Genomic DNA, 25,862 nt, shown 5'->3' on the forward strand with positions numbered 1-25,862 from the left:
CGCGCCGCGGGGGCACCGGCAAGTCGCTGCGCGCAGGGATCTTCGTCCTGCGCGCAGGGTGGCCAGGCGGGCCTCCGGTGCAGCGCGCCGCCGATGTGCGACGCCGCCACCGGACGGTGTCGGCCGGGCCCATTGAGGACCGGTGCCACCGGCAGAAGGCTGCCCGGTGAGCAGGTGCAGCCCGACTCGGCGCACCGGGACCACGGAGGGACGGGTATGCCGGTCACGATCGACATCGACACGGGAGGGACCTTCACCGACGTGTTCGTGGTGCGCGACGGCACAGTCCACACCGCGAAGACGCTCACCACCCCGCACGATCTCGCGCTGTGCTTCCGGGCGGCGGTGGAGGCCGCGGCGGAGCGTCTCGGCACCGGTGTGCCGGACATGCTGCGGGACACGGTCGCCGTCCGCTACGCGACGACCGTCGGGACGAACACGGTGATCCAGCGCAGCGGTCCCCGGCTGGGGCTGCTGACCGACGACACGACGATCGCCGCCGGGGGACCGGGGACCGGGGTCGGCACGTTCGTCGACACCGGGATGGTCGCCCGGGTCCCGGACGGCACGAGCGGCCTGGCGGAGACCCGGGGGCTGCTCCAGGACGGCGCCCGCGGGCTCGTCGTCGCCTCTGCCGACCCGGCCCGGGAGACGTCGATGGCCGCGACGTTCACCGAGCACCACCCCCGGCACTGCCTGGACGCGGTCCCGATGCTGCGGGCCGGTGAGCTGTCCGCGGGCAGGGACCCGGTGCGCGCGGCCGCCACCGCGCTGTTCAACGCCTACGTCCATCCCGACGTCGCCGACTACCTGTACCGGGCCGAGGACTACCTGCGCGACCAGGGTTACGCCCGGCCGCTTCGAGTGGTGCACAACGACGGCCGGGCCGCCCGGGTGGCGCGCACGGTCGCGGCGAAGACCTACAACTCCGGCCCGGCGGCCGGGCTGCTCGGGGCGGCCGCGGTCGCCCGGCACCACCGGATCCGCGACCTGGTCACCCTGGACATGGGCGGGACCAGCCTGGACGTGTCGGTCCTGCGCTCCGGCGAGGTCCCCTACCACGAGCACGGGGTGGTCGCCGGGGTGGAGATCGACCTCCCGCTGCCCGACCTGCTGGCCTTCGGCCTGGGCGGCGGCTCGATCGCCTGGGCCGACGGCACGGAGCTACGGGTCGGCCCGCAGAGCGCCGGCGCCAGCCCCGGTCCGGCCTGCTTCGGCTTCGGCGGCGCCGAGCCGACCGTGACCGATGCCGATGCCGTGCTCGGTGTACTGCGGCCGGAGACTTTCCTCGGCGGGGGGATGGAGCTCGACGTCACCGCGGCCCGCCGCGTGTTCACCCCGCTCGCCGACCGGTTCGGGATCACGGTGGAGGAGATCGCGGCCCGCGCCCTGGACACCGCCCACCGCGCCGCGGGCACCGGGATCGCCGCCGAGCTGCACCGCCGCGGCGTGCACCCGGCGACGGTGACGGCGCTCGCCTTCGGCGGCAACGGCGCCACCCACGGCGCCGCGATCGCCGCGGCCACCGGCATCCGCTCGGTCCTCGTGCTGCCGTTCGGTCCGGTGTTCTCCGCCTACGGCGCCTCGACCGTGGATGTCCGGCACGTGCACGGCGCACCCGCCGACGGCGCCGACGAGGCGTCCCTTCGGGAGCGGGTGCTGCGCGACATGCGCGGGGAGGGGATCGCGGCGACGGACGTCGAGCTGACCGTGACCCGGGTCGGGCACGACGAGCACCGACGGGTGGTGGTGGAAGGCGTCCACCGGTTGCCCCACCATCCACCGACCGGCCCTCGCCTCCCGGGGGCGACGGCGGGCGGGAGCACGAGCGACCGGCCGGTGTACTGGCCGGGACACGGACGGCTTGACACCGCGGTACTGGGCCCGCAGGGGCCGGCCGCCGGCACCGTCGTCACCGGCCCCGCGCTGGTCGACTCCGCCGACACCACCCTCTGCGTCCCGCCCGGCTGGACGTTGCGGGTCGACGACCACGGCGCCGCCCTGCTCGGCGCCCCGACCGGGGGGAGCGACCGATGAGCGACCGGATCCGCATCACCGAGTACCTGGTGATCGACCTTGCCACGGCGAGCTGGCACTGCGAGCGGTGTGACCACCGCATCGGGCCGGCCGGCGAGGACTACAAGCGCGGCCTGCTGCTGCACGACCGGGACCCGAGGGAGATCCACCCACCGCGCTTCGACGGTGGCCACGACGTCGCACCGGACCCGGCCTGGTGCCGGATCGTCGAGTACTACTGCCCCGGCTGCGGCGCGCAGGTGGAGGCGGAGTACCTGCCGCCGGGACACCCGCTGGTGCGGGACATCGAGATCGACCTCGACACGCTGGAGGCCCGATGAACGCCGTGCGCCGCACTCCCGGGAACAGCCCCTCGAACCGGGCAGAGATCAACGTCGACATCGGCGGCACCTTCACCGACTGCCTCGCCACCGACCGCGACGGCACCGTGTACACCGCCAAGGCGCTGACCACGCACCACGACCTGTCGGTCGGGTTCCTGCGCGCCGTCGGTGACATCGCCGCGGCGGCCGGCCGGGACACCGACGAGCTGCTCGCCGGCACCGGCGCCATCCGCTACGCCACCACGCTCGGCACGAACGCACTGATCGAGCGGACCGGCCCCCGGCTGGGCCTGATCACCACCCGCGGGCACACCGCCACCGTGCCGATCGGGCGGTGCCGCCAGTGGGCCGACGGGCTGCCCGCAGCGGCCACCCGCGACCTGCCCCGTGCCACCCGGCCGCAGCCACTCGTCGAACCGGAACGCATCGTCGGGCTGACCGAGCGGATCGACTCGGCAGGGCGGGTGGTGATCCCGCTCGACCCGGACGAGATCCGCGACCGGGTCCTCGACCTGGTCGACCAGGGCGTGCGCGGGTTCGTGGTGTGCCTGCTCAACGCCCACCTGAACGCGGCGCACGAGCAGCTGGTGCGCGAGATCGTGGAACACGAGTACCCCGACAGCTACCTGGGCCGGTTCCCGACGATCCTGTCCCACGAGGTGTCCGGCCGGGCGGGTGAGTACGCCCGGTCGATGACCGCCACGATCGACGCCTACCTGCACCGGTTCACCGCGGACCGGCTCTCCGCGCTGCGTGACGAGCTGCGCGCCCGGGGCTACCTCGGCGAGCTCCTGATGGTGCACAACAGCGGCGGGATGGGCGGGCTGGCCGGGACGTCGCCGATCCAGACCGTGCACGCGGGCCCGGTGTCCGGGCTGTACGGCAGCAGGCACATCGCCCGGGCCCGCGGCCTCGACAAGATCGTCACCACCGACATGGGCGGCACCTCGTTCGACGTCGGCATCGTCGTCGACGGATCGGTCCGCTTCTACGACTTCCATCCGGTGATCGACCGTTGGCACGTGCAGCTGCCGATGATGGACATCTCCGCGATCGGCGCGGGCGGCGGCTCGATCGCCCGGCTCGACCCGATCTCCGGTATCGCGGTCGGCCCCGAGTCGGCGGGCTCCACACCCGGCCCGGCCTGCTACGGGCAGGGCGGCACCGAACCCACCGTCACCGACGCCAACCTGATCCTCGGCCACCTCGCCGCGGACACCTACCACGGCGGCCGGCTGCCCCTTGACCTGCGGCGGGCCGAACGGGCCGTGGAACGCCGGATCGCCGGCCCGCTGGGAATCTCGGTCCCGGAGGCGGCACACCGGATCCGCCGGATCGTCGACGAGACGATGGGCGCCGAGATCTTCAAGGGGATCACCACCAAGGGCTACGACCCGCGGGAGTTCACCGTGCTCTCCTTCGGCGGCGGCGGACCGCTGCACGCCTGCGGCTACGCGGCGGCGCTGGACGCGCGCGAGGTCGTCGTCCCGCCGCACAGCTCGGTCTTCTCCGCCGCCGGCGCCGCCGGGCTGGAGCGGTTGCACATCTACGAGCAGTCCGTGTGGATGGTGCTGTTCAACCCGCTGACCAAGCAGCTGCTCACCGACGTCGACGGGTTCAACGCGATCGTCGACGGCTTCCGGGAGCGTGCCCTGGCCGACTTCGCCGGCCAGGGCCACGGCCCGGACGACATCGTGACCGCCGTCGAGCTGGACATCCGGGCGCTCGGCCAGCTGGACGTGGTGACCGTCGCCAGCCCGGTCGAGCGGATCACCGGCCGGGACGACCTGGTCGCCGTGCTGAAGACCTACTTCGCCGAGTACGGCGACCGGTTCGGTGATCTCGCCCTGACCCGGGAGGTCGGCGTCGCGATCGACACGGTCCGCGTCCGGGCCCGGATCCCGCGCCCGGCGCCGGCACCCAGGGCGCGTACCGCCGACGGATCCGATGCGCGCACGGCGTTGCGCGGCCGGCGGGACTGCCGGTGGGGCGGCGCCGAGCCGGTCACCACCGACGTCTACGCCTATCCGGCCCTGACCCCCGGACACCGGATCGCCGGGCCGGCGATCCTCGAGGCCCCCGACACCACGATCGTCGTCGAGCCCGGCTGGCACGGCGAGCTCGACACCCACGGCTTCTTCCGGATGCGGCGAGAGGACCACCGATGAGCACCCCCGAGACGACCACCGCCGGCGACGACACCGAGGCGTTCCTCGACGACCTGCTGGAGAACCGGCCGGTGATGTACGGCCCGGACGCCGAGCTGACCGGCGAGTTCCGGCTGCGCCCGCGCACCGACCGCGAGGACGAGGCACTCGCCGCCGTGACCGACCCGACCGACCTGGCCGTCGGGCTCGGCCGGGTCGAGGCGGTGCTCGAGTCGAGCATGCAGATGCTCCAGCAGATCAGCGCTTCCTCCGCCGCCAAGTGGGGCGACCTCATCGTCGGCATCTACACCCGGGAGGGCGACTTCGCCGTCGCCACCTCCGGCGGGGTGAACATGTTCTCCGCGACGACCTCGCCGGTGCCGAAGTTCGTCAACCGGTACTGGGCCGACGAGCCCACCGTCGGGCTCGCCGAGGGTGACGTCTTCTACCACAACGACGCCAACTACGGCGGCACGCACAATCCCGACCACACCCTGCTGCTGCCGCTGTACTGGGCGGGCGAGCACATCGCCTGGATCGGCGCGGTCGTGCACGAGGGCGAGAACGGAGCCTCGCTGGACCAGGGAGGGCTCGCCGTGCGGGCCACCACCAAGTACGCCGAGGGCGTCCGGATCCCGCCGATGAAGATCGGTGAGGGCTACACGCTGCGCCGCGACGTGGTGAACATGTTCCAGAACCAGGTCCGCGACCCGCTGCTGTGGCTCACCGACATCCGCGCGAAGCTCGCCGCCGCCCGCGCCGTCGAACGCCGGATGCACGAGTTCATGGCCGAACGCTCGCCGGAGCTCCTGATCGCCACCCTGCGCTCGGTGCTGGAGAACACCGAGGCCGAGGTGCGCCGCCGGATCTCGGCCTGGCCGGACGGCACCTACCGCGGTGTCCACTTCGGCGACACGACCCTGCTGGAGGAGCGCCTGTTCAAGCTGAACGTCGAGCTGGACAAGCGGGGCGACACCCTCACCGTGCGGACCGCGGGCAGCGCCCCGGCCATCGACCGGGCGCTCAACACGCAGGCGCACTTCACCCGCGCCATGGTGGCGAACCTGTTCATGAACTTCCTCTACGGGGACCTGCCGCGCACCGCGGGGTTCATCGCCGCACTCGACTACGACCTGGAACCGGGCTCGATCCTCACCGCCGACACCGAGCACCCCTCGTCGCTGTCACTGACCACCATGTTCTGCCTGAACGCGGCGCTGCACCAGGCCGTCACCAAGGCGATGTTCTCCGCGCCCGGCCCGGCCAAGCCGATGGCGCCCTGGTACGCGATGATCCCGACCCTGCAGTACGGCGGCCTGACCCAGCACATGCAGGTCACCGCGAACGTCTCCACCGAGATGAACGCCGCCGGTGGCGGGGCGCGCTGCGACGCCGACGGCGAGCACGCCGCGGGCCCGGTGTTCGCGCCGGTGTCTGACTGGGGTGAGATGGAGACCCGCGAGTCCGAGCTCCCGCTGCTCGGGCTGTGGCGCGAGATCCCGGCCGACAACCACGGCTTCGGGCGGTTCCGCGGCGGCGCATCCGTCGAGTGGGCGTACATGCTCTACGGCAGCCAGATGTTCGGGTTCGGGATCACCAGCATGGGCGGCCGGTTCCCGGTGACCGCCGGCATGTTCGGCGGGTACGGCGGCAGCTGCACGCCGCTGACCCGGATCCGGCCCGACGGCGGGATCGAGGCGGTACGCGCCTGGCTGGCGGGCGGCGCGAAGGGAATCACCTACGACGGGCCGTCCATGGTCGTCGACCGCCCGTTGCCCGGGACCTACGAGGTCGGCAACCCCGTCCAGCCCGCCGACCCGGTCGCCGAGGGTGACATCTGGATCCAGCGGATGGGCGGCGGTGGCGGCTACGGCGACCCGCTCGAACGGGATCCGCGCGACGCCATGACCGACCTGCGGCGTGGCCTGATCAGCCCCGAGGTGGCGCGCCAGGTGTACCGGCTGGTGTGGGACCCGCAGCGGATGGAGCTCGACGGGGCGGCGACCGAGGCGGCCCGGACCGCCGAACGCGCCGACCGGATCGCCCGCGGCCGGCGCTACGACGACTTCGTGGCGGGCTGGCGCGCGGACACCCCACCCGAGCACCTGGGTTTCCTGGGGGCCTGGGAGTGGCCGGAGGGGCAGGGCTGAGCGGTGCTGTTCGTCCCCGTCCTCGACCAGGTCGCCGCCCGCATCGGGGGCGTACCTGTCGGCGCCCGCACCGATCCCGCCCGCTGGGCCTACCGGGTGCGGGACGCGGCCGCGCTCGCCCGGCCGGACTGGGTGGTGACCCACCACGACCCACAAGCCGAGGCGGACGCCGTACGGGCGGCGGGCGGTGGTCCGCTGGACCGCCCGCTGCCCGGCTCCGCCGCGGTCGCGCCGCTGCTGGAGCTCACCCGGGTGCTCGCCGGGCTGTTCCCCCGCACGGCGGTGGCAGCCTCGCTCACCGGTCCCGTCGCGCTGGCCCGTGCACTCGCGGGCGGGGGGACGCCGGACCCGGAGCTGGTCACCGACTGTGCTGACGCACTGGCCGGTCTGGCGTCGGCACAGGTGGAGGCGGGGGCGACCCGGCTGCTCGTCTGGGAGTCCGATGAGCCGGGACCGGCGCCGGCCGACGCGCTGGCCCCGCTGCTGCGCCGGGCCGCGATCCTCGGAACCCCGGTGCTGCTCCGCGGCGGCCCCGTCCCGGCCACCGCGGGCGTGCTGCGTGCACGACCGGACGGCAGCGGTGACGCGCTGCTCGTCGATCCCGCCGTGTTCGCCCCGGACGGCACCGCGGCCGGCTTCGAGCGGGCCTGGTCGTCCTGGACCGGCGCCTCGGCGCCCGAGCTGGTGCTCACCGACGGCCCCGTCCCGTACGACTGCGACCTGGCGACGGTCCGTGCGGCGGGTGAACGCCCGATGTGACCTCCCCGACCGGCCCACCCGGTCCGGTTGACCGCCCCGTGCGGCGTGTGGTCGGCTCGTTCGCCGTCGATCACGGATCAGCTGCGCAGGGGACCATCAGGAGGCCAGGGGTGCACGGGGACTTCTACGACGTGCTGCACTCCCGCCGCGACGTCCGCACCGGGTTCCGGCCGGACCCGGTCGACGACGCCGTGCTCACCCGGGTGCTGGCGGCCGCGCACGCCGCGCCGAGCGTCGGGTTCTCCCAGCCGTGGGACTTCGTGCTGGTGCACGACGCCGGCGTGCGGGACCGGGTGCGCGCGCTGGTCGCCGAGCACCGCGAGCGGTACGCCGCGTCGCTGCCCGGCGCGCGGGCCGAGGCGCTGCGCGACATCCGGATCGAGGCGATCCGGGAGACCCCGCTGAACGTCGCCGTCACCGCCGACCCGACCCGCGGCGGCCGGCACACCCTCGGCCGGCACGGCCGGCCCGAGATGGGCACGTACTCGGCGGCGCTGGCCGTGCAGAACCTGTGGCTGGCGGCCCGCGCCGAGGGCCTGGGCGTCGGCTGGGTCAGCTTCTTCGACGACGCCGGGCTGGCCGCCGTGCACGAGCTGCTCGGCCTGCCCGGGCACGTGCAGCTCGTCGCCTACCTGTGCGTCGGGCACGTCGAGGAGTTCCCGGACCGGCCGGAGCTGGAGCAGCACGGCTGGGCCCGGCGCCGCCCGCTGGACTGGGCGGTGCACCAGGGGACCTGGGGCAACCGCGGGCTGCCCGGCGCCGCACCGGCCGCCCTGCTGGAGTCCGCGGTGGACGCCGTCGGGCCGGTCGACGCGGCCGCCCGGGCCGCTGCCGCGGACCGGCTGGACCGGATGACGAAGCCGCGCGGCGCGCTCGGCCGGGTCGAGGACGTCGCCGTCGCACTCGCCGGGATCGCCGGGGAGCCGGTGCCCGCGGTGCCCGCGCCGGCCGCGGTCGCGGTGTTCGCCGCCGACCACGGCGTGCACGCCCGCGGCGTGACGCCGTGGCCGCAGGAGGTCACCGCGCAGATGGTCGCGAACTTCACCGGCGGCGGCGCCGTGGTGAACGCGTTCGCCCGCCAGCTCGGCGTCGAGGTGCAGGTCGTCGACGTCGGCGTCGCCGCCGAGCTGGACCCGGTCCCCGGGCTGCTGCCGCGCAAGGTCGCCCGCGGCACGGCCGACATGACCGCCGGGCCGGCGATGACCCGCGAGCAGGCCCGCACCGCGCTCGAGCACGGCATCGAGGTGGCCCGCGACCTGGTGGCCGCCGGGAACCGCTGCCTGCTCACCGGCGACATGGGCATCGCGAACACCACCGCGGCGGCCGCCCTGATCTGCGCCTTCACCGGCGCCGACCCGGCCGAGGTGACCGGCCGCGGGACCGGCGTCGACGACGAGACGCTGGCGCTCAAGACCGCCGTCGTGCGGGAGGCGCTGGAGCGCCACCGGCCCGATCCGGCCGATCCGCTCGGCGTGCTCGCCGCGGTCGGCGGGTTCGAGCACGCCGGGCTCGCCGGGCTGGTGCTGGGCGCCGCCGCGCTGCGCGTTCCGGTGCTGCTCGACGGCGTCTCGGCCGGTGCGGCCGCGCTCGCCGCGGCCGCGTTCGCGCCCGACGCGACCGGCTACTGCCTGGCCGGGCACCGCTCCGCCGAGCCGGGCGGGGCCGCCGCGCTGCGGCACCTGGGCCTGACCCCGCTGCTGGAGCTGGACATGCGGCTCGGCGAGGGCACCGGCGCGCTGCTCGCGCTCCCGGTGCTGCAGGGCGCGGCCCGGGCGATGGCCGACGTCGCGACCTTCGACAGCGCAGGGGTCACGGACAAGACCGATGGGTGACCCGCCGGTCACCGTCGTCGGGATCGGCGCCGACGGGTGGGCCGGGCTGGCGGAGCCGTCCCGGTCGGCGCTGCGCGACGCCGAGCTGCTGCTCGGCGGACCGCGCCAGCTCGACCTGCTGCCCGCCGACGTCGCGGGGGAGCGGCGGCCCTGGCCGTCCCCGCTGGTCCCGGCGCTGCCCGGGATCCTGGACGAGCTCGCCGGCCGCCGGATCGCGGTGCTCGCCTCGGGCGACCCGATGTTCTTCGGGATCGGCGCCACGCTCGCCCGGATCGCCGGGCCGGAGCGGCTGCGGGTGCTGCCGCACCCGTCGTCGGTGGCGCTGGCCTGCGCCCGGCTGGGCTGGGCCGCCGAGCACGTCCGGGTGCTCAGCGTCGTCGGCCGCCCGCTCGACGCGCTGCGCCGCGCCCTCGCGCCCGGCGCCCGGCTGCTCGTGCTCTCGGCCGGCGCCGGATCACCGGCCGAGATCGCCGCGCTGCTCACCGGCGCCGGCTGGGGCCGGTCCGGGCTCACCGTGCTGGAACGGCTGGGTGCCGGCGACGAGCGGACCGTCACCGGCACCGCGGCCGGCTGGCGCGGCGGGAGCGACCCGCTCAACGTGGTCGCGCTCGAGTGCGTCCCCGACGACGGCCTGCACCCGCCCGGCGAGACCCCCGGCCTGCCCGACGGCGTCTACGAGAACGACGGCCAGCTCACCAAGCGCGACGTCCGCGCCGTCACCCTGGCCCGGCTGGCGCCGCGGCCCGGCGAGCTGCTGTGGGACGTCGGCGCGGGCTCCGGCTCGATCGGGATCGAGTGGATGCGCGCCCATCCGGCGTGCCGCGCGATCGCCGTCGAGTCCCGGCCGGAACGCGCGGAGCGGATCGTGCGCAACGCCGCCGCGCTCGGCGTCCCCGGCCTGCGGGTGGTCACCGGGAGCGCCCCCGGCGCGCTGGCCGGGCTGCCGGAACCGGACGTGGTCTTCGTCGGCGGCGGTCTCACCCGGGACGGCGTGTTCGACGCCTGCCTGGGCGCCCTGCGCCCGGGCGGCCGGCTGGTCGCCAACGCGGTGACCGTGCAGACCGAGGCGCTGCTCGCCGCCGCGCACGCCGGGCACGGCGGCGAGCTGGTCCGGGTGCAGGTGGCCGTGGCCGAGCCGATCGGCCGGGGCGCGGCCGCTCCGGGCGGGGCCGGGTTCCACGGCTGGCGGCCGTCGATGCCGGTGACGATCTGGACGTACGAGAAGGGGGATGCGCCGTGACGGTGCACTTCATCGGGGCCGGCCCGGGCGCGGTCGATCTGCTGACCCTGCGGGCCCGGGACCTGATCGCCGCCGCGCCGGTCTGCCTGTACGCGGGCAGCCTGGTGCCGCCGGAGATGCTGGACATCTGCCCGCCCGGGGCGCGCACCGTCGACACCGCGCTGATGACCCTGGACGAGATCCTCGACGAGATGGTCCGGGCACACCGGCACGGCCTGGACGTCGCCCGGCTCGCCTCGGGCGATCCGTCGGTGTTCTCCGCGATGGCCGAGCAGATCCGCCGCCTGGAGATCGAGGGCGTGCCCTACGACGTGTGCCCCGGCGTCCCCGCCTACGCCGCCGCGGCCGCCGCGCTGGGCCGGGAGCTGACCGTCCCGACGGTCGCGCAAACCGTCACGCTCACCCGGGTCGCCGCCCGCGCCACCCCGATGCCGCCCGCCGAGGACCTCGCCTCGCTCGGGAAGGCCGGCGGCACCGTGGTGCTGCACCTGGCCGTGCACCGGATCGACGAGGCCGTCGACGCGCTGGCCCCCGCCTACGGCGGCGACTGCCCGGCCGCGGTCGTCGCGCACGCCTCCCGGGCGCACGAGATCGTGCTGCGCGGCACCCTGCAGGGGATGCCCAAGGCGGTGCGGGAGGCGGGCATCGAGCGCACCGCGGTGATCATCGTCGGGGAGGCGCTGGCCGCCCGGCACTTCCCCGACTCGCACCTGTACTCGAACGACCGCTGCCGGGACCTGCCTCAGTAGTCCTCGTGCCAGGCCCGGCCGTCCCGCTCGACCAGCGCGGTGGCCGAGGCCGGTCCGTTGCTCCCCGCCGCGTACGGCCGCGGATGCTGGCCGGTCGCCTCCCAGGTGCGCAGGATCGGCTCCGCCCAGGTCCAGGCGGCCTCGATCTCGTCGCGCCGCATGAACAGCGTCGGGTTGCCGCGCAGCACGTCCATCAGCAGCCGCTCGTAGGCGTCCGGCAGCCGGTCGCCGAAGGTGCGGGCGAACGACAGGTCCAGCGGCGCCGGGATCGGCCGGATCCCGCCGGGGCCGGGCTGCTTGGCGGTCATGTGCAGCCGCACCCCCTCGTCCGGCTGCAGCCGCAGCACCAGCCGGTTCGCCGGCAGCTCCTCGCCGAACGCCGGGAAGATCGAGTGCGGGACCGGCTTGAACTGCACCACGATCTCCGACGCGTGCGTGCCCAGCCGCTTGCCGGTGCGCAGGTAGAACGGCACCCCCGCCCACCGCCAGTTCGCGACCTCGGCGCGCAGCGCGACGAACGTCTCGGTCGTGGACCGTTCCCGCTCGCGGGCCGTGCCGGCCCGCGACTCGGCCAGCTCGGTGGCGTAGCCGGGCACCGCGGCGCCGTCGACCAGGCCCTCGGTGTACTGCCCGCGCACCGTGTCCCGCACCACGTCCGGGCCGTCCAGCGGGCGCAGCGACTGCAGCACCTTCAGTTTCTCGTCGCGGACCCCCTCGCCGTCGATCCGGGCCGGCGGCTCCATCGCGACCAGGCACAGCAGCTGCAGCAGGTGGTTCTGCACCATGTCCCGCAGCGCGCCGCTGCCGTCGTAGTAGTCGGCCCGGTTCCCGACGCCGATCGACTCGGACACGGTGATCTGCACGTGGTCGATCTGGCCGGCGTTCCACAGCGGCTCGAACAGCGAGTTCCCGAAGCGCAGCACCAGCAGGTTCTGCACGGTCTCCTTGCCGAGGTAGTGGTCGATCCGGAAGATCTGCTCCTCGGCGAACACCGAGCCGACCTCGTCGTTGATCGCGCGGGCCGAGGCCAGGTCGTGGCCCAGCGGCTTCTCCAGCACCACCCGGGTGCGGTCGTCGACGATGCCGGCCGCCGCGCTGCCCACGCAGATCCGGCCGAACAGCTGCGGCGCCGACGCCAGATACAGCACCCGGATCCGCCGGTCCTGCGGTCCGAGCAGGTCGGCGAGCGCGGACCAGTCGTCGTCGGCGACGTCCAGCGTCACGTGGTGCAGCCGGCCGAGGAACCGCTGGTGCACCGCGTCGTCGGCGCACACGTCCACGCCGGCCCAGCGCGGCGCGGTGGCCCGCAGCTCGGCGTCGACCTTGTCCCGGTAGCCGGCGTCGTCGAGCCCGGACCGGGACACCGCGACGATCCGGGTGCCCGCCGCCAGCTGGTCGTCGCGGTCGCGCAGGTAGAGCGAGGGCAGGAGCTTGCGCATGGCGAGATCGCCGGTGCCGCCGAACACGACGATGTCGGCGGGATCCATGACGGGATGTGGATGCGGCACGAGCCGTCTCCTCGATCGATCGGGAACAGAGGTGCCTGTCGGAGCGCCGCTCAGGGCAGCCCTTCCGTACTGTACCGATTCCGATCGGGCTTTCAAAAACCTAATCGGGCAGCCGCCCCGCGCCCTCGCTCGGCCGTCCCGGGAACACCACCGGCGCCGTCCAGCCGCGCTCTGCGTACGCGGCGCGCACCGCCGCCGTCACCGCGCCGACCCGGCCGGTGTCGCACAGCGCGATCACGCACCCGCCGAAACCGCCGCCGGTCATCCGGGCCCCGACCGCCCCGCCGGCCCGGGCCGCCGCCACCGCCACGTCCACGTGCGGCACGGTGATCTCGAAATCGTCGCGCATCGACGCGTGCGAGGCGTCCAGCAGCTGGCCGATCTCCCGCGGATCCGCGCCACCGGAGAGCAGCGCCACCACCTGCAGCACCCGCTCGTTCTCGGTGACCACGTGCCGGGCCCGGCGCCGGATCCGCTCGTCGGCGATCCGCGGCAGGTCCGCCGGGCGCGCGTCGCGCAGCGCGGGCACGCCGAGCGCCGCGGCCGCCGCCTCGCAGTCGGCCCGCCGGGCGCCGTACTCGCCGTCCGCGTGCGCGTGCGGCGCCCGCGAGTCGATCACCAGCAGCTCCAGGCCGTGCGCGGGCGGATCGAACGGCACCAGCTCGACGGTGTCGTCGCGGGTGTCCAGGAAGACCAGCCGGCCGGGCCTGCCGTGCATCGACGCCATCTGGTCCATCCCGCCGGTCGGCGCGCCGACGAAGGCGTTCTCCGCGCGGCGGGCGATCCGGGCCAGCCCGGTCGGGTCGACCGGCACCCCGGCGAGCCCGGCCAGTGCCACCCCGACCGCGCACTCCACCGCCGCCGACGACGACAGGCCCGCCCCGACCGGCACGTCCGAGTCCAGCCGCAGGTCGACCTCGCCGACCGGGAACCCGGCCTCCCGGAACGCCCAGCAGGTCCCGGCCAGGTACGCCGCCCAGCCGGTCACCTCGCCCGGCGCCACCGTGGCCGCCCGGAACTCCACCACGCCGTCCTGCTGCGCCGACCGCACCCGGCTGGACCCGCCGGACACCGCCGACGCGGTCACCACCGCCCGGTGCGGCAGCGCGAACGGCAGCACGAACCCGTCGTTGTAGTCGGTGTGCTCGCCGATCAGGTTGACCCGGCCGGGGGCGAACCAGACCCCGGACGGCGCGGCCTCGGTGGACATCGCGACGCTCCTCACTGCGACAGGTGCGGGCGAGCATGCCCCGCGGGTCCGGGCCGGGCGCCGCCGGGGCAGGATCGGGGCGTGCCAGCCGATCTCGACGCCGCCCTGCGCAATCCGGTCCCGGACACCCTGAACGGTCGGCTGCGCGAGTTCGGCACGGTCCGCGGTCGGGCCGCCCGCTTCGCGCCGGACGTCTCCCCGTTCGGCGGCATGCCGCTGCGCCCCGAGGACGGCGACTGGGCCGATCTCGCGGCGCTCTGCGGGCCCGGCGAGCCGGTCGTCCTGGTCCGCGCCGGCGACGGGCCGCCCGCCCTGCCGGCCGGCTGGCGGCTGGAACGGGCCTTCCCCGGCGTCCAGATGGACGGCTCCGCCGCGCCCGGCGAGCCGGACGACGACGCCGTCGAGCTCGGCCCCGCCGACCGCGCCGAGATGGCCGACCTGACCGCCCGCACCGAGCCCGGCCCGTGGCTGGCCCGCACCGCCGAGCTCGGCCGGTTCCTCGGCATCCGGCACGGCGGCAGGCTGGTCGCGATGGCGGGGGAGCGGATGCGCCTGGGCGGTCCCGGCGCGGGCGCCACCGAGATCAGCGCGGTGTGCACCGACCCGGAGTTCCGCGGCAAGGGCCTGGCCGGGCGGCTGGTCCGGGCGGTGATCGCCGGGATCGTCACGCGCGGCGACCGGCCGGTGCTGCACGCGTCCGCGGTGAACGCCGGCGCGATCCGGCTGTACCGGCAGATGGGCTTCGAGGTGAGCCGGGAGATGCGGTTCGACCTGCTGCGGACCCCGGACGGCGGGTGACCCCGGCCGGCCGGGTCACCCGGCGCGGCCCGCCGGGGCGCTCACCGCGCGGTCCACCGCGGTCGCCGAGAGCACCTCGTCGAGCACCAGGATCGCGCAGCCGATCACCCCGCTGCGCCCGCTCAGCAGGCCGGGCTCGATCCGCAGGTTCTGCGTCGCGGTCGCCATCGACCGCCGGTAGATCGCCTCGCGCACCCCGGCGACCAGCGGATCGAACGCGCCGACCAGGTCACCGCCGATCGCCACCAGCGCCGGGTTCACCAGGTTCACCGCGGCGGCCAGCACCTCGCCGAGCCTGCGGCCGGCGATCCGCACCAGCCGCACCGCGTCCGGGTCGCCCTGCTTCACCAGCGCCACCACGTCGGCGATCGAGGTCACCTCGCCCTCCGGCCGGCCCGCCGACAGGTCCCGCACCAGCGCCCGGCCGGACGCCAGGACCTCCAGGCAGTCGATGTTGCCGCAGCCGCAGCCGATCCCCGGGCCGTCGTGCACCGGGATGTGCCCGATCTCCCCGGCGGCGCCCCAGGCCCCGCGCTGCAGGAACCCGCCGGACACCAGCCCGGCGCCGACCCCGGACCCGATCTTCACCATCAGCAGGTCGTCGACGTCGGGATGGGCGGCGTGCTCGGCGAGCGCCATCACGTTCACGTCGTTGTCCACCCGGACCGGCACCGCGAAGCGCTCGGTCAGCAGCGGCGGCAGCGCGATCCGCTCCCAGCCGGGCAGCGAGGGCACGCCCACCGACCACCCGTTGCGGTCGTCGACGGTGCCCGGGACGGACAGGCCGAGCCCGCGGATCCCCGCGTCGTCGGCGCCCGCGTCGAGCAGCAGCTTCTCCAGCGTGCTGACGGCGTCGCCGAGCAGCCGGTGCGGCCCCACCGAGGCGGGCAGGTCGACGACCGCCTCCGCGAGCACGGCGCCGGTGAGGTTGCAGACCGCCGCCTTGCTCCGGCTGACCCCGACCGACAGTGCCAGCACGGTGCCGCCCGACGCGTTGAACTCCAGGCGCGCGGCGGGCCGCCCGCCGGTCGCCGCGGCGCCCACCACCTCGGTGACGAGGCCGTCGGCGAGCAACCGGTCGACCCGCGCGGCGACCGCGGTCCGGGACAGCCCCGTCTCCCGGCCGATCTCGGTCCGGGTGGCCGCGGTGCCGTCCCGGACCAGCCGGAAGATCTCGCCCGCCGTCGCGGGCGCGCTGGTCGGGGTGCGTCCTCGCATTCGTCCAGTCAACCACAGGGCTTTGAGCTGGCAAAACGCCGATCGGCTGATACTAACGCCTTGTAGGTACTTAATAACATCGCTAGAGTGCAGATCGCGGGCACGCTCCGCCCGGTCCGGCACCTCCGCCCACCACCCCCAGGAGAGGGACGCATCGTGACCGTCATCCCGGAACCGCATCCCGTCCTCGACCAGGTCACCCGGCGGGTCGTCGCCCGCTCGGCGACCACTCGCGCCGCCTACCTCGAGCGCATCCGCGTGGCCCGGCGGGCCGCCCCGGCCGGGCCCGGCCGGGGGAGCCTCGGCTGCGCGAACCTCGCGCACGGCGCCGCCGCCTGCGGCCCGGACAAGCTGACCCTCACCGCCACCCCGGCCCGCAACCTGGCGATCGTCACCGCCTACAACGACATGCTGTCCGCGCACCAGCCGTTCGAGGGCTACCCGGAGCTGATCCGCTCGGCCGTCCGCGAGACCGGCGGGGTCGCCCAGGTCGCCGGCGGCGTGCCCGCCATGTGCGACGGCATCACCCAGGGCCGCGCCGGGATGGAGCTGTCGCTGTTCTCCCGCGACGTCATCGCGATGTCCACCGCGGTCGCCCTGAGCCATGACATGTTCGACGCCGCGGTGCTCCTCGGCGTCTGCGACAAGATCGTCCCCGGGCTGGTGATGGGCGCGCTGTCGTTCGGCCACCTGCCGGTGCTGCTGGCCCCGGCCGGCCCGATGCCGTCCGGCCTGCCGAACAAGGAGAAGGCCAGGATCCGGCAGGCCTTCGCGGCCGGCGAGGTCGGCCGCGACGAGCTCCTGGAGGCCGAGTCGCAGAGCTACCACGGGCCGGGGACCTGCACCTTCTTCGGTACCGCGAACTCCAACCAGCTGCTCATGGAGGTCATGGGCCTGCACCTGCCGGGCTCCTCGTTCGTCAATCCCGGCACCCCGCTGCGGGCGGCGCTGACCGCCGAGACCGCGCGCCGCGCGCTGGCTGCCGCCGATGACCCGGACCGGGCGATGGGCGAGATCGTCGACGAGCGGGCGGTGCTCAACGGGATCGTCGCGCTGCTCGCCACCGGCGGCTCGACGAACCACACCATGCACCTGGTCGCGATGGCCGCCGCCGCGGGCGTCCGGATCACCTGGGACGACTTCTCCGACCTGTCCTCGGTGGTCCCGCTGCTCGCCCGGATCTACCCCAACGGGCACGCCGACGTGAACCACTTCCAGGCCGCGGGCGGGATGTCGCTGCTGGTCCGGGAGCTGCTCGGGGCCGGTCTGCTGCACGACGACGTGCGCACCGTCGACGGGCCCGGCCTGCACCGCTACACCCGCGAGCCGTTCCTCGACGACGGGCGGCCGGTGTGGCGGGAGGGCCCGGCCGAGAGCCTGGACAAGTCCGTGCTGCGCGGCGTCGGCGACCCGTTCTCGCCGGACGGCGGCCTGCGCGTGCTGCACGGCAACCTCGGCCGTTCGGTGGTCAAGACCTCCGCCGTCGAGCCGGACCACCGGTTCGTCGAGGCACCCGCCGTCGTCTTCGACGACCAGGACGACCTGCTCGCCGCCTACCGGGCCGGCGAGCTGGACGGGCGGGACTTCGTCGCCGTCGTCCGGCACCAGGGTCCGCGCGCCAACGGAATGCCCGAGCTGCACAAGCTCACCCCCGCGCTCGGCGTGCTGCAGGACCGCGGGCAGCGGGTCGCCGTCGTCACCGACGGCCGGATGTCCGGCGCGTCCGGCAAGGTCCCGGCCGCCCTGCACGTCACCCCGGAAGCGGCCCGCGGCGGCCCGCTGCAGAAGGTCCGCGACGGGGACCTGATCCGGTTGGACACCCTCAACGGCACACTGTCCCTGCTCGTCGACGCCGACGAGTTCGACGCCCGCGAGCCGGCCCGCCCGGCCGCCCCGTCCGGGCCGGCCTTCGGCACCGGCCGGGAACTGTTCGGTGTGTTCCGCGCCGCCGTCGGACCGGCCGACGAGGGCGCGGTCGTCGCCGCCCCGGGATCCTGAGAGGAACCATGAGCGAGAAGCTGCTGGAACTGGCCCCCGTCGTGCCGGTCGTCGTGCTCGACGACGCCGGTGCCGCCGTCCCGCTGGCCCGCGCGCTGGTCGACGGCGGCCTGCCGGTGATCGAGGTGACCCTGCGTACCCCGGCCGCCGCCGAGGCGGTCCGCCGGATCGCCGCCGAGGTGCCCGATGCCGTCGTCGGCACCGGCACCGTCCGCACGCCCGCCGACGTGCGGCTCTCGGTCGACGCCGGGGCGCGGTTCCTGGTCAGCCCGGGCGCCACCCCGCGGCTGCTGGACGCGATGGAGGACTCCGGACTCGATCTGCTGCCGGGCACCTCGACGATCTCGGAGATGCTGGCCGTCGCCGAGCGCGGGCTCACCGCGATGAAGTTCTTCCCGGCCGAGGCGGCCGGCGGTCGCCCGTTCCTCTCCGCCGTCGCCGGCCCGCTGCCGGACCTGCGGTTCTGCCCGACCGGCGGGATTTCGGTGGACAGCGCCCCGGACTATCTGGCGCTGCCGAACGTGTCCTGCGTCGGCGGCTCCTGGATCACCCCGGCCGATCTGGTGGCGGCCGGCGACTGGGACCGGATCCGGTCCCTCGCGGCGGCCGCGGCGGCGCTGGGATAGGGTCCTGCCCGGTGTGCCGGGAAGTCTGGTCGGCGATGGACGACGCATGCCCGCCGACCCCCGGAGTCCCGTGAAGACCTCGAACCCGCTCGCCCGCACCGCCGACGCCCTCCGGGGCGAGTCCATCGGCGGGTTCCTGCTGGTCGGCGCCGCTGTGCTGGCGCTGGTGCTGGCGAACTCGCCGTGGCGCGACGCCTACTTCGGGCTCGCCGGGACCACCGTCGGCCCGGCCGCACTGCACCTGGACCTCACGGTCGCCGCCTGGGCCGCCGACGGGCTGCTCGCGATCTTCTTCTTCGTCGTCGGGCTGGAGCTCAAGCGCGAGTTCCTGGCCGGCGACCTGCGCGACCCGGCGAAGGCGTTGCTGCCGGTCGCCGCCGCCGTCGGCGGGATGGTCGCCCCCGCGCTGATCTACGTCGCGATCAACCTGGCGAACCCGGACGCGCTGGTCGGCTGGGCGATCCCGACCGCGACCGACATAGCGTTCGCACTCGCCGTGCTCGCGGTGATCGGCAGCAGCCTGCCGTCCGCGCTGCGGATGTTCCTGCTGACCCTGGCCGTCGTCGACGACCTGCTGGCCATCACCATCATCGCGATCTTCTACACCGACGACCTGTCCTTCCCGCCGCTGCTGCTGGCACTGGTCCCGCTCGCGCTGTTCGCGCTGGCCGTGCAGCGCGGCGTCCGGGCCTGGTGGCTGCTGCTCCCGCTCGCCGCGCTGACCTGGGTGCTGGTCCACGAGTCCGGCGTGCACGCCACCGTCGCCGGGGTGCTGCTCGGCTTCACCGTGCCGGTGCTGGCCCGGGGCGGCGAACGGCCCGGCCCCGGGCAGCGCTCGCCCGCCGAACGGATCGAGCACACCGTCCGCCCGATCTCGGCCGGGATCGCGGTGCCGGTGTTCGCCTTCTTCGCGGCCGGCGTGTCGATCGTCGACGGCGACGGGATCGGTGCGGCCCTGGCGGACCCTGTGACGCTGGGCATCATCGCCGGGCTGGTGCTCGGCAAGACCGTCGGCGTGCTCGGCTCGACCTGGCTGGTGCAGCGGTTCACCAGGGCCCGGCTGGCCGAGGACCTGGGCTGGTGGGACCTGCTCGGGCTGGCCCTGCTCGCCGGGATCGGGTTCACCGTGTCGCTGCTGGTCGGCGAGCTGGCGTTCGGCACCGGCACCCCGCAGGACGACCACGTCAAGATCGGCGTGCTGACCGGGTCGCTGACCGCGGTGCTGCTGGCGACGGTGGTGCTGCGGATCCGCAACGCGCACCACCGGCGGCTCGCCGAGGGGCGCGACGGGCCGTGAGCCGGCCGGCGCGCGATGATCGCGGTGCACCATCCGGCGTCCGGCCGGGCCCGGTGCCGCGGACAGCGCGGCGCCGACGGCCAGCGGATCCGCCCGCCGCCCGGCGGGCGCCCCCAGCAGCGACGACGTCCGGCCGGGCAGCTGTGCGGCGAGCTGGTCGAGACAGCCGTAGGCGAGCGCGGTCTCGTCCTCGTCGCCGTCCGCGGCGAGCACCACCGTGCCGGACGTGCGGGCCGCGCAGCGGGCGATCAGCGCGCTCTCGACCGGCGCCCGCCGGGCCGTCCACCCACACCAGCGCGGGCTGCCCGGCGCAGGCCGCGGCCCAGGCGTCGTCGACGGAGGCGAGCTCGGCGACCCGCCCGACGAACGGTTCCCTGGCCGGTCGCACGGTGGTCATCCGACGACGACAGCGCGGGACCGGCCGCGGAGTCCATAGCCAGTTTCGACGGTTCGGCAGAGCCCGTCCGGGTCAGCGGTGGTCGGCGCGGGCGGCGGCGTGCCGGACCGCGGCGGGGGACAGGCCGCGGCGGCCTGCGTCCCAGTCGCCGGTGTCGGGCAACTGGCACGGCAGCGCGTGCACGAAGGTCCGCACCGGGGCGCCGTCCGGCGCGACGCCGCCGAGGGTGTTCATCCGCAGCGGCTCCGCGGTGCGGTCGATCGGGTTCCAGCACCGCTCGCAGAGCAGGTCGCCGGTCATGCCGCGCGGTCCTGCCGCTCGTGCGCCCAGTGGCTGCCCGCCGCCGCACAGGGCGCGGTGTGCACCACCGCGTCCCGCCAGGTGACGTTGCCCGCCGCGTCGGCGTGGTCGATGTGCGAGAGCCGGTAGTGGCCCTCGGTGTCGGGATCGATCGGTGCGTAGCACCGTTCGCAGAGGAGGATCATCGTTCACGGCTCCCGGGGAGCTGTCGGAGTCGGATCCGCCATTGTTGCTCAGGGCACCCTTACCTCACACCTGAATGTGGTCCGCGCCGCTCTGTGTCCTGAGGCACCTGAGCTGGGATTTCACGGCGGTTCGCGGACGCGCCGGGTCGCGTCGCGGTCGCTGTCGGTGCGCTCTCCTACACTCGGCGCGCCCCCTCGACGATCACCCGGCAGGACCGGACCGGGACAGGACGGAGTCGCCATGCGCCTGGTGCACGCCGCCGACCTGCACCTGGACAGCCCGCTGCGCGGCCTGGCCCGGCTCGGCGACTCCGAGCTGGCCGGCACCCTGCGCGCGGCGACCCGGCGGGCCTGCGAGAACCTGGTCGACGCCGTCGTCGACCTGCGGGCGGACGCGCTGCTGCTGGCCGGCGACGTCTACGACGGCGACTGGAAGGACTACGCCACCGGCGCCTTCTTCGTCCGGCAGCTGTCCCGGCTGCACGACGAGGGCGTCCCGGTGTTCCTGATCAACGGCAACCACGACGCGGAGTCCGAGATCACCCGGTCGCTGCGGCTGCCGCCGAACACCCACCGGCTGTCCGTCGAGCACCCGGAGACGGTGGTGCTCGACGATCTCGGCCTCGCCGTGCACGGCCAGGGCTTCGCCCGCCGGGCCGTCCTGGAGAACCTGGTGCCCGCCTACCCGGACCGGATCCCCGGCCTGGTCAACGCCGGGATGCTGCACACCTCGGTACAGGGCGACGACCGGCACGACACCTACGCCCCGTGCCGGCCGGAGGACCTGTCCGGCTGCGGCTACGAGTACTTCGCGCTCGGGCACGTGCACGAGCGGCGCACCGTCTGCGACGGGCCGCACAAGGCCGCGTTCTCCGGGAACCTGCAGGGCCGCCACCCCCAGGAGCGCGGCCCGAAAGGGGCGCTGCTGGTGGAGGTCGAGCCGGGCGGCGCGGCGTCGATCGAGCCGCTGGTGCTGGACGTGGCGCGCTGGGAGCTGGTCGAGGTGGACATCACCGGCCTGGCCGGCGCCGACGAGGTGTTCGACGCGGCCGCGGCGGCGCTGCGCGAGCGGTGCGTCCAGGCGGCACCGCGGGCCGTCGTCGCCCAGGTGACGCTGCACGGCGCCGGGCCGGCCGCGGCCGGGCTGACCGAGACCGAGCGGGTGCGCACCGAGCTGGACCTGGCCGCCGGGCAGGCCGGTGCGGTGCTGGAGAAGATCCGGAACCGGACCCGTCCGCCGGCCGATGCGCTCGCCGTCGACCCGGAGCTGACCGCCGCGGTGTCCGCAGCCGCCGCCGGGCTGGCCGGGGACCCGGACCGGATCCGGGAGCTGGCCGCCCCGCTGGACCGCGAGGTGGGCCGCCGGCTGCGCGAGGCCGGCCTGCTCGACCTGCGCGACGACGCGCGGCTGGCCGCGCTCGCCCACCAGGCCGAGCAGCAGCTGCTGGCCCGGATGGCCGGGACGGAGGGCGACCGGTGAACCTGCGGACCCTGGTCCTGGAGCGCTACGGCGCCTACGAGGGCCGCGAGCTGGCGCTCGGCCGCGGCCTGACCGTCGTGTCCGGCCCGAACGAGGCCGGCAAGACGACCCTGCTCGACGCGCTGTCCGACCTGCTGTGGGGGATGCCCCGCCCGGTCCGGCACGCCTACGCGTTCAGCCCGGCCCGGCTGGCGGTGTCCGCGCTGGTCGACGGCCCCGACGGCGAGCAGCTGCTGCGCCGCACCACCCGCGGCCTGCACCGGGTGCCCGGCGATCCGGACGGTCCCGCGGAGATCGCGGTGGATGCGCCGTGGGGCCCCGGGGGCGCCGAGGCCCGCCGGCGCTGGCGGGAGGGCTTCGGGCTGGGCCACGAGCAGCTGCGCGAGGGTGGCCGCAAGCTGTGCGCCGGCGGCGGGGACCTCGCCGAGCTGGTGTTCACCGCCCGCAGCGGCCGCGATGCGCGCGCGCTGATCGCCGCACTGGACGCCGAGGCCGACGCGCTGTTCAAGGAGCACCGCGGGAACCGCTCGGTGGCGGTGCGGGCCGGGTTCGCCCGGTTCACCGAGACCGAGCAGCTGGCCGGCGAGCGCACCTCGCGGGCCGGTGAGGTCAGCGCCGTCGCCGACGAGATCGCCCGGCTGGAGCGCCGCGCGGCGGAGCTGGCCCGCGCCCGCCGGTCCGCGGCCGACGGCGCCGACCGGGCGCGGCAGGCGCTGCGGGCCAGGGAACCGGCCCGGGAGCTGGCCGCGCTGCAGGCCGAGCGGGCCGCGCAGTGCGCCACCGGTGCCGCGCTCGGCGCGGAGGCGCTCGCCGAGTACACCCGGGCGAGCGCCGACCGGGTCGCCGCCGAGCAGGAGCGGGACACCCACCGCACGCGGGCCGACGAGCTGCGGGCCGCCCGGGCCGAGCTGGACCTCGACGAGGACCTGCTGGCCGACGCCAGCCGGGTGCGCGAGCTGGAGTCCGCCGCCCAGGCCCGCCGGGCCGACGCCGAGCGGGCGGCCCGGTTGCGCGCCGACGCGGCCGAGGCGCACCGGCGGGCCGAGTCGGCGCTGGCCGGGCTGGTCGCCGACGACGGCCGCAGCGCCGGGGAGCGGCTCGCCGCGGTGCACCTGCCCGCCGACCGGGCCCGCGATCTCGACGAGATCGCCCGCAGGCTGCACGACGCGCAGGTCGAGGAGGACCGCGCGGAGCGGGTGTACGCCGAGGCGCTGGCCGAGGTGCGCGAGGCCGCCGACGTGCCCGGCGGCCTCGATCCGGACCGGGTCGGCCGGGTCGCCGAGGTGCGCCGGGCGATCGAGGCCGACGGCTCGGCGGCGGCGCTGTGCCGGGCCGCGGTGGTCGAGCGGGACGCCGCCCGCGCCCGCCGGGCCGAGGCGCTCGCCGCGGCCGGCTACCGCGGGCCGGGCGCGGACAGGCCAGGACAGGCTCTGCCGGACAGCGCCCCACCGGTGCTCGCCCCACCGGTGCGGGAGGTCCGGTCGGCCCGCACCGCGCTGCGCGCGGCCGAGCAGGAGCTCCGGGCCGCCGAGCGCGCGGCCGCCGACGCCGCGGAGCGCGAGCACCGGGCCCGCACCGCCCGCGACGGGGTCGCCGCCCGCGGCCGCCCGGTCGGGCCGGACGCGCTGGCCGCGGCCCGCGCCGAGCGCGACGACGCGGTGGCCCGGCTGCTGGCCGCCGACGACCGCGCCGTGTCGGCGGCGGCCGGGCGGGTCGCGTCCGCGGTCGCGGCGGCCGACCGCGTCGCCGACGACATGATCGCCTCCGCCGACCGGGTCGCCGAGCTCGCGCAGAAGGAGTCCGAGCTGGCCGCCGCGGCGGACGCGCTGGCCGAGGCCGGTGCGGCGGTCGGGCGGGCCCGTGGGCAGGCCGACGCCGCCGGATCGGCCTGGACCACGCTGTGGCGGGCGCACGGCGTCGCGGTGCCCGATCCGGACGACGCCGACACCGTGGTCGCCGCCCTCGCCGAGGCGACCCGCGCCCAGGACGAGGTGGCCCGCGCCGACGAGCGGCTGGCCCGGCTGCGGGACCAGGCGCAGGAGCAGGAGCGGGCGCTCGGCACGGCGCTGGCCGCCGCCGGGCGTCCGCGGGACGGGGCCCCGCTGGACGTGCTGCTGGTCGCCGCCGAGGACCTGGCGGTCGAGGCCGGGCACGCCAGGGACCGCCAGGTGCTCCTGGCCCGGCTGCGAAGCGAGGCCGAGCGGGCCGGGGGAGCGGCCGACGCCGCCCGGCACGACCGCGAGCTCGCGGCCCAGCGCTGGCGGTTCGCGCTGCGCGGGGCCGGGCTGCCGACCGACCTGGAACCGTCCGGCTGGGGCACCCGGCGGGACACCGTCGCCGACGCCCAGCAGGCCGGGGCACTGGCCCGCCAGGACGACCAGGAGGCGACCCGCCTGGAACGGGCGGTGAACAGCCACCGCCGGGCGGTCACCGCGCTCGTCGAACGGCACCTGGACCGGGCGCCGACCGGCACCGCGCCGGCCGACCGGCTCGGCGAGCTGGCCGACCGGGTCCGCGAGGTCACCAAGGCGGCGGTCTCGGCCGGGCATCTCGACGACGGCATCGTCGCCGCCGAGGACGCCGCGGCCCGGGCGGCCCGCGACGTCGCCGCGGCGGGGGCGGTGCTGGACCGGCTCGCCGTCGAGCTGGCGCTGACCGAGGCGATGGAGCCCGGCGGGCTGGAGGCGGCGGCCGAGCGCGGCGCCGTGGTGGCCGGGCTGGACGCCCGGATCGCCGAGCAGTCGCGGCTGCTGGCCGCCGCCGCGCCGGATCTCGACGCCGGCGAGCTCGTCGCGTCCGCGGCCGATCCGGGTGCGGAGCCGCCCGCCGGAACCGGCGGGGTGAGCCTGAGCGCCGATCCCGGGGCGCTCGCGGAGGCCCTGGACCGGGCCGAGGCGCACGAGCGGGAGCTGGGCGCCGAGCAGGACGGGATCCGCGAGCAGCTGGGCGGTCTGCGTGCCCGGCGCCGCGAGCTGGAGGAGGCCGAGGGCGCGGCCGAGCTGCACGCCCGCGCGCAGGAGGAGCTCGCCGGGGTCGCCGACGCCGCCGAGCGCTACCTGGTGCTGCACCTGCAGCGCGAGATCCTGCGCCGCGAGCTGGACGCCTACGAGCGCAGTCACGCCTCGCCGCTGCTGGTGCGGGCCGGGTCGCTGCTGGAACGGCTGACCGGCGGCCGGTTCGTCGCGCTGCGGCCGCCGTCCGAGCCCGGGGCCGGCGCCCGGACGCTGGTCGCGGTCCGGGCCGACGGCGAGGAGCTGACCCCGCCGACACTGTCCGAGGGCACCGCGGACCAGGTGCACCTGGCGCTGCGGCTGGCCGGGATCGAGCAGCTGCAGGCGGACCGGACCGCGGCCGGTCTGCCGCCGGTGCCGGTGGTGCTCGACGACGTCCTGATGACCTTCGACGACGAGCGCTCTCCGGCCGCGATCCGGGTGCTCGCCGAGCTGGCCGGAACCGCCCAGGTGCTGCTGTTCACCCACCACGAGCACCTGGTCGGGCTGGCCCGCGGCACCGGCGTCGAGTTCACCGTCGCCGAGCTGGGCCCGCCGTCGCGGATCGAGCCCGTGCTCGACGCCGGCGCCGCGCGCGCCACCCCGCTCGCGGGCTGA

The 25,862-nt window shown here is 76.0% G+C and carries 19 protein-coding genes; 14 read left to right on the forward strand and 5 right to left on the reverse strand.

Going from position 1 to position 25,862, the window contains the following annotated elements:
- The first annotated feature begins 216 nt into the window (after positions 1 to 216).
- The 8 genes from ABZ881_RS18495 (at position 217) to cobM (ending at position 11,237) form a co-directional block, all read left to right on the forward strand.
- Entirely contained in the window at positions 217 to 2,037 is a 1,821-nt protein-coding gene (locus ABZ881_RS18495; protein ID WP_358486047.1) for a hydantoinase/oxoprolinase family protein, read from the forward strand.
- Positions 2,034 to 2,357 carry an acetone carboxylase subunit gamma gene (locus tag ABZ881_RS18500; RefSeq protein WP_344017861.1) on the forward strand — a complete coding sequence of 108 codons (324 nt, stop codon included), beginning with the start codon at positions 2,034 to 2,036 and terminating at the stop codon, positions 2,355 to 2,357. Before ABZ881_RS18495 ends, ABZ881_RS18500 begins: the two co-directional genes overlap by 4 nt.
- Complete coding sequence (locus ABZ881_RS18505) at positions 2,354 to 4,528, forward strand: hydantoinase/oxoprolinase family protein (RefSeq protein WP_358486049.1); 2,175 nt, start codon at positions 2,354 to 2,356, stop codon at positions 4,526 to 4,528. Before ABZ881_RS18500 ends, ABZ881_RS18505 begins: the two co-directional genes overlap by 4 nt.
- Positions 4,525 to 6,657, forward strand: a complete 2,133-nt coding sequence (locus ABZ881_RS18510) for a hydantoinase B/oxoprolinase family protein (RefSeq protein ID WP_358486052.1) — start codon at positions 4,525 to 4,527, stop codon at positions 6,655 to 6,657. The genes ABZ881_RS18505 and ABZ881_RS18510 overlap by 4 nt, the downstream gene beginning before the upstream one ends.
- Positions 6,658 to 6,660: 3 nt before the next feature.
- Complete coding sequence (locus tag ABZ881_RS18515) at positions 6,661 to 7,416, forward strand: hypothetical protein (protein ID WP_358486054.1); 756 nt, start codon at positions 6,661 to 6,663, stop codon at positions 7,414 to 7,416.
- 110 nt (positions 7,417 to 7,526) lie between these two features.
- A complete protein-coding gene (gene cobT, locus ABZ881_RS18520; protein ID WP_358486056.1) occupies positions 7,527 to 9,248 on the forward strand; it encodes a nicotinate-nucleotide--dimethylbenzimidazole phosphoribosyltransferase in 1,722 nt (573 codons plus the stop codon).
- Positions 9,241 to 10,488: a precorrin-6y C5,15-methyltransferase (decarboxylating) subunit CbiE gene (cbiE, locus tag ABZ881_RS18525; protein ID WP_358486059.1), complete on the forward strand. Its 1,248-nt coding sequence runs from the start codon at positions 9,241 to 9,243 to the stop codon at positions 10,486 to 10,488. Before cobT ends, cbiE begins: the two co-directional genes overlap by 8 nt.
- Positions 10,485 to 11,237 carry a precorrin-4 C(11)-methyltransferase gene (gene cobM / locus ABZ881_RS18530; RefSeq protein WP_358486061.1) on the forward strand — a complete coding sequence of 251 codons (753 nt, stop codon included), beginning with the start codon at positions 10,485 to 10,487 and terminating at the stop codon, positions 11,235 to 11,237. Before cbiE ends, cobM begins: the two co-directional genes overlap by 4 nt.
- Here the strand turns inward: cobM and zwf are convergent.
- On the reverse strand, positions 11,231 to 12,724 hold the full coding sequence (gene zwf / locus ABZ881_RS18535) for a glucose-6-phosphate dehydrogenase (RefSeq protein WP_358486064.1): 1,494 nt from the start codon (positions 12,722 to 12,724) through the stop codon (positions 11,231 to 11,233). The genes cobM and zwf overlap by 7 nt on opposite strands.
- A gap of 121 nt (positions 12,725 to 12,845) precedes the next feature.
- The gene (galK, locus tag ABZ881_RS18540) at positions 12,846 to 13,955 is read right to left on the reverse strand and encodes a galactokinase (RefSeq protein WP_358486066.1); all 1,110 of its coding nucleotides are present in this window, start codon (positions 13,953 to 13,955) and stop codon (positions 12,846 to 12,848) included.
- 81 nt (positions 13,956 to 14,036) lie between these two features.
- Here galK and ABZ881_RS18545 point away from each other — a divergent pair, with 81 nt between their 5' ends.
- Complete coding sequence (locus ABZ881_RS18545) at positions 14,037 to 14,753, forward strand: GNAT family N-acetyltransferase (RefSeq protein ID WP_358486068.1); 717 nt, start codon at positions 14,037 to 14,039, stop codon at positions 14,751 to 14,753.
- A 15-nt stretch (positions 14,754 to 14,768) separates the two neighbouring features.
- On the opposite strand, the gene ABZ881_RS18550 is transcribed toward ABZ881_RS18545, so the two are convergent.
- Positions 14,769 to 15,971, reverse strand: coding sequence for an ROK family transcriptional regulator (locus tag ABZ881_RS18550; RefSeq protein ID WP_358486071.1), 1,203 nt, complete (start codon positions 15,969 to 15,971; stop codon positions 14,769 to 14,771).
- A 156-nt stretch (positions 15,972 to 16,127) separates the two neighbouring features.
- Between ABZ881_RS18550 and edd the strand changes: the two genes are divergently transcribed.
- From edd to nhaA, 3 genes are all read left to right on the forward strand, one after another.
- Positions 16,128 to 17,969, forward strand: a complete 1,842-nt coding sequence (edd, locus tag ABZ881_RS18555) for a phosphogluconate dehydratase (RefSeq protein WP_358486073.1) — start codon at positions 16,128 to 16,130, stop codon at positions 17,967 to 17,969.
- Between the two features lie 8 nt (positions 17,970 to 17,977).
- Positions 17,978 to 18,595, forward strand: a complete 618-nt coding sequence (gene eda, locus ABZ881_RS18560) for a bifunctional 4-hydroxy-2-oxoglutarate aldolase/2-dehydro-3-deoxy-phosphogluconate aldolase (protein WP_358486075.1) — start codon at positions 17,978 to 17,980, stop codon at positions 18,593 to 18,595.
- A 70-nt stretch (positions 18,596 to 18,665) separates the two neighbouring features.
- Entirely contained in the window at positions 18,666 to 19,892 is a 1,227-nt protein-coding gene (gene nhaA, locus ABZ881_RS18565) for a Na+/H+ antiporter NhaA (RefSeq protein WP_358486078.1), read from the forward strand.
- Between the two features lie 469 nt (positions 19,893 to 20,361).
- On the opposite strand, the gene ABZ881_RS18570 is transcribed toward nhaA, so the two are convergent.
- A complete protein-coding gene (locus ABZ881_RS18570; RefSeq protein WP_358486080.1) occupies positions 20,362 to 20,589 on the reverse strand; it encodes a hypothetical protein in 228 nt (75 codons plus the stop codon).
- Positions 20,586 to 20,774: a hypothetical protein gene (locus tag ABZ881_RS18575; protein WP_344017841.1), complete on the reverse strand. Its 189-nt coding sequence runs from the start codon at positions 20,772 to 20,774 to the stop codon at positions 20,586 to 20,588. The genes ABZ881_RS18570 and ABZ881_RS18575 overlap by 4 nt, the downstream gene beginning before the upstream one ends.
- Before the next feature lie 241 nt (positions 20,775 to 21,015).
- Here ABZ881_RS18575 and ABZ881_RS18580 point away from each other — a divergent pair, with 241 nt between their 5' ends.
- Together ABZ881_RS18580 and ABZ881_RS18585 are read left to right on the forward strand one after the other, a co-directional pair.
- Positions 21,016 to 22,254, forward strand: coding sequence for a DNA repair exonuclease (locus ABZ881_RS18580; protein WP_344017840.1), 1,239 nt, complete (start codon positions 21,016 to 21,018; stop codon positions 22,252 to 22,254).
- A complete protein-coding gene (locus ABZ881_RS18585; protein ID WP_358486083.1) occupies positions 22,251 to 25,862 on the forward strand; it encodes an AAA family ATPase in 3,612 nt (1,203 codons plus the stop codon). The genes ABZ881_RS18580 and ABZ881_RS18585 overlap by 4 nt, the downstream gene beginning before the upstream one ends.

Source organism: Pseudonocardia sp. NPDC046786 (genome assembly GCF_040645415.1).
Classification (GTDB): domain Bacteria; phylum Actinomycetota; class Actinomycetes; order Mycobacteriales; family Pseudonocardiaceae; genus Pseudonocardia; species Pseudonocardia kongjuensis.

Excerpts from the sequence above, each read along its gene's own strand:
- eda (WP_358486075.1), top strand. The coding sequence starts at position 17,978 with ATGAGCGAGAAGCTGCTGGAACTGGCCCCCGTCGTGCCGGTCGTCGTG.
- ABZ881_RS18575 (WP_344017841.1), bottom strand. The coding sequence starts at position 20,774 with ATGATCCTCCTCTGCGAACGGTGCTACGCACCGATCGATCCCGACACC.
- ABZ881_RS18550 (WP_358486071.1), bottom strand. The coding sequence starts at position 15,971 with ATGCGAGGACGCACCCCGACCAGCGCGCCCGCGACGGCGGGCGAGATC.
- ABZ881_RS18505 (WP_358486049.1), top strand. The coding sequence starts at position 2,354 with ATGAACGCCGTGCGCCGCACTCCCGGGAACAGCCCCTCGAACCGGGCA.
- ABZ881_RS18580 (WP_344017840.1), top strand. The coding sequence starts at position 21,016 with ATGCGCCTGGTGCACGCCGCCGACCTGCACCTGGACAGCCCGCTGCGC.
- ABZ881_RS18495 (WP_358486047.1), top strand. The coding sequence starts at position 217 with ATGCCGGTCACGATCGACATCGACACGGGAGGGACCTTCACCGACGTG.
- ABZ881_RS18510 (WP_358486052.1), top strand. The coding sequence starts at position 4,525 with ATGAGCACCCCCGAGACGACCACCGCCGGCGACGACACCGAGGCGTTC.
- ABZ881_RS18500 (WP_344017861.1), top strand. The coding sequence starts at position 2,034 with ATGAGCGACCGGATCCGCATCACCGAGTACCTGGTGATCGACCTTGCC.
- ABZ881_RS18570 (WP_358486080.1), bottom strand. The coding sequence starts at position 20,589 with ATGACCGGCGACCTGCTCTGCGAGCGGTGCTGGAACCCGATCGACCGC.
- zwf (WP_358486064.1), bottom strand. The coding sequence starts at position 12,724 with ATGGATCCCGCCGACATCGTCGTGTTCGGCGGCACCGGCGATCTCGCC.
- cbiE (WP_358486059.1), top strand. The coding sequence starts at position 9,241 with ATGGGTGACCCGCCGGTCACCGTCGTCGGGATCGGCGCCGACGGGTGG.
- galK (WP_358486066.1), bottom strand. The coding sequence starts at position 13,955 with ATGTCCACCGAGGCCGCGCCGTCCGGGGTCTGGTTCGCCCCCGGCCGG.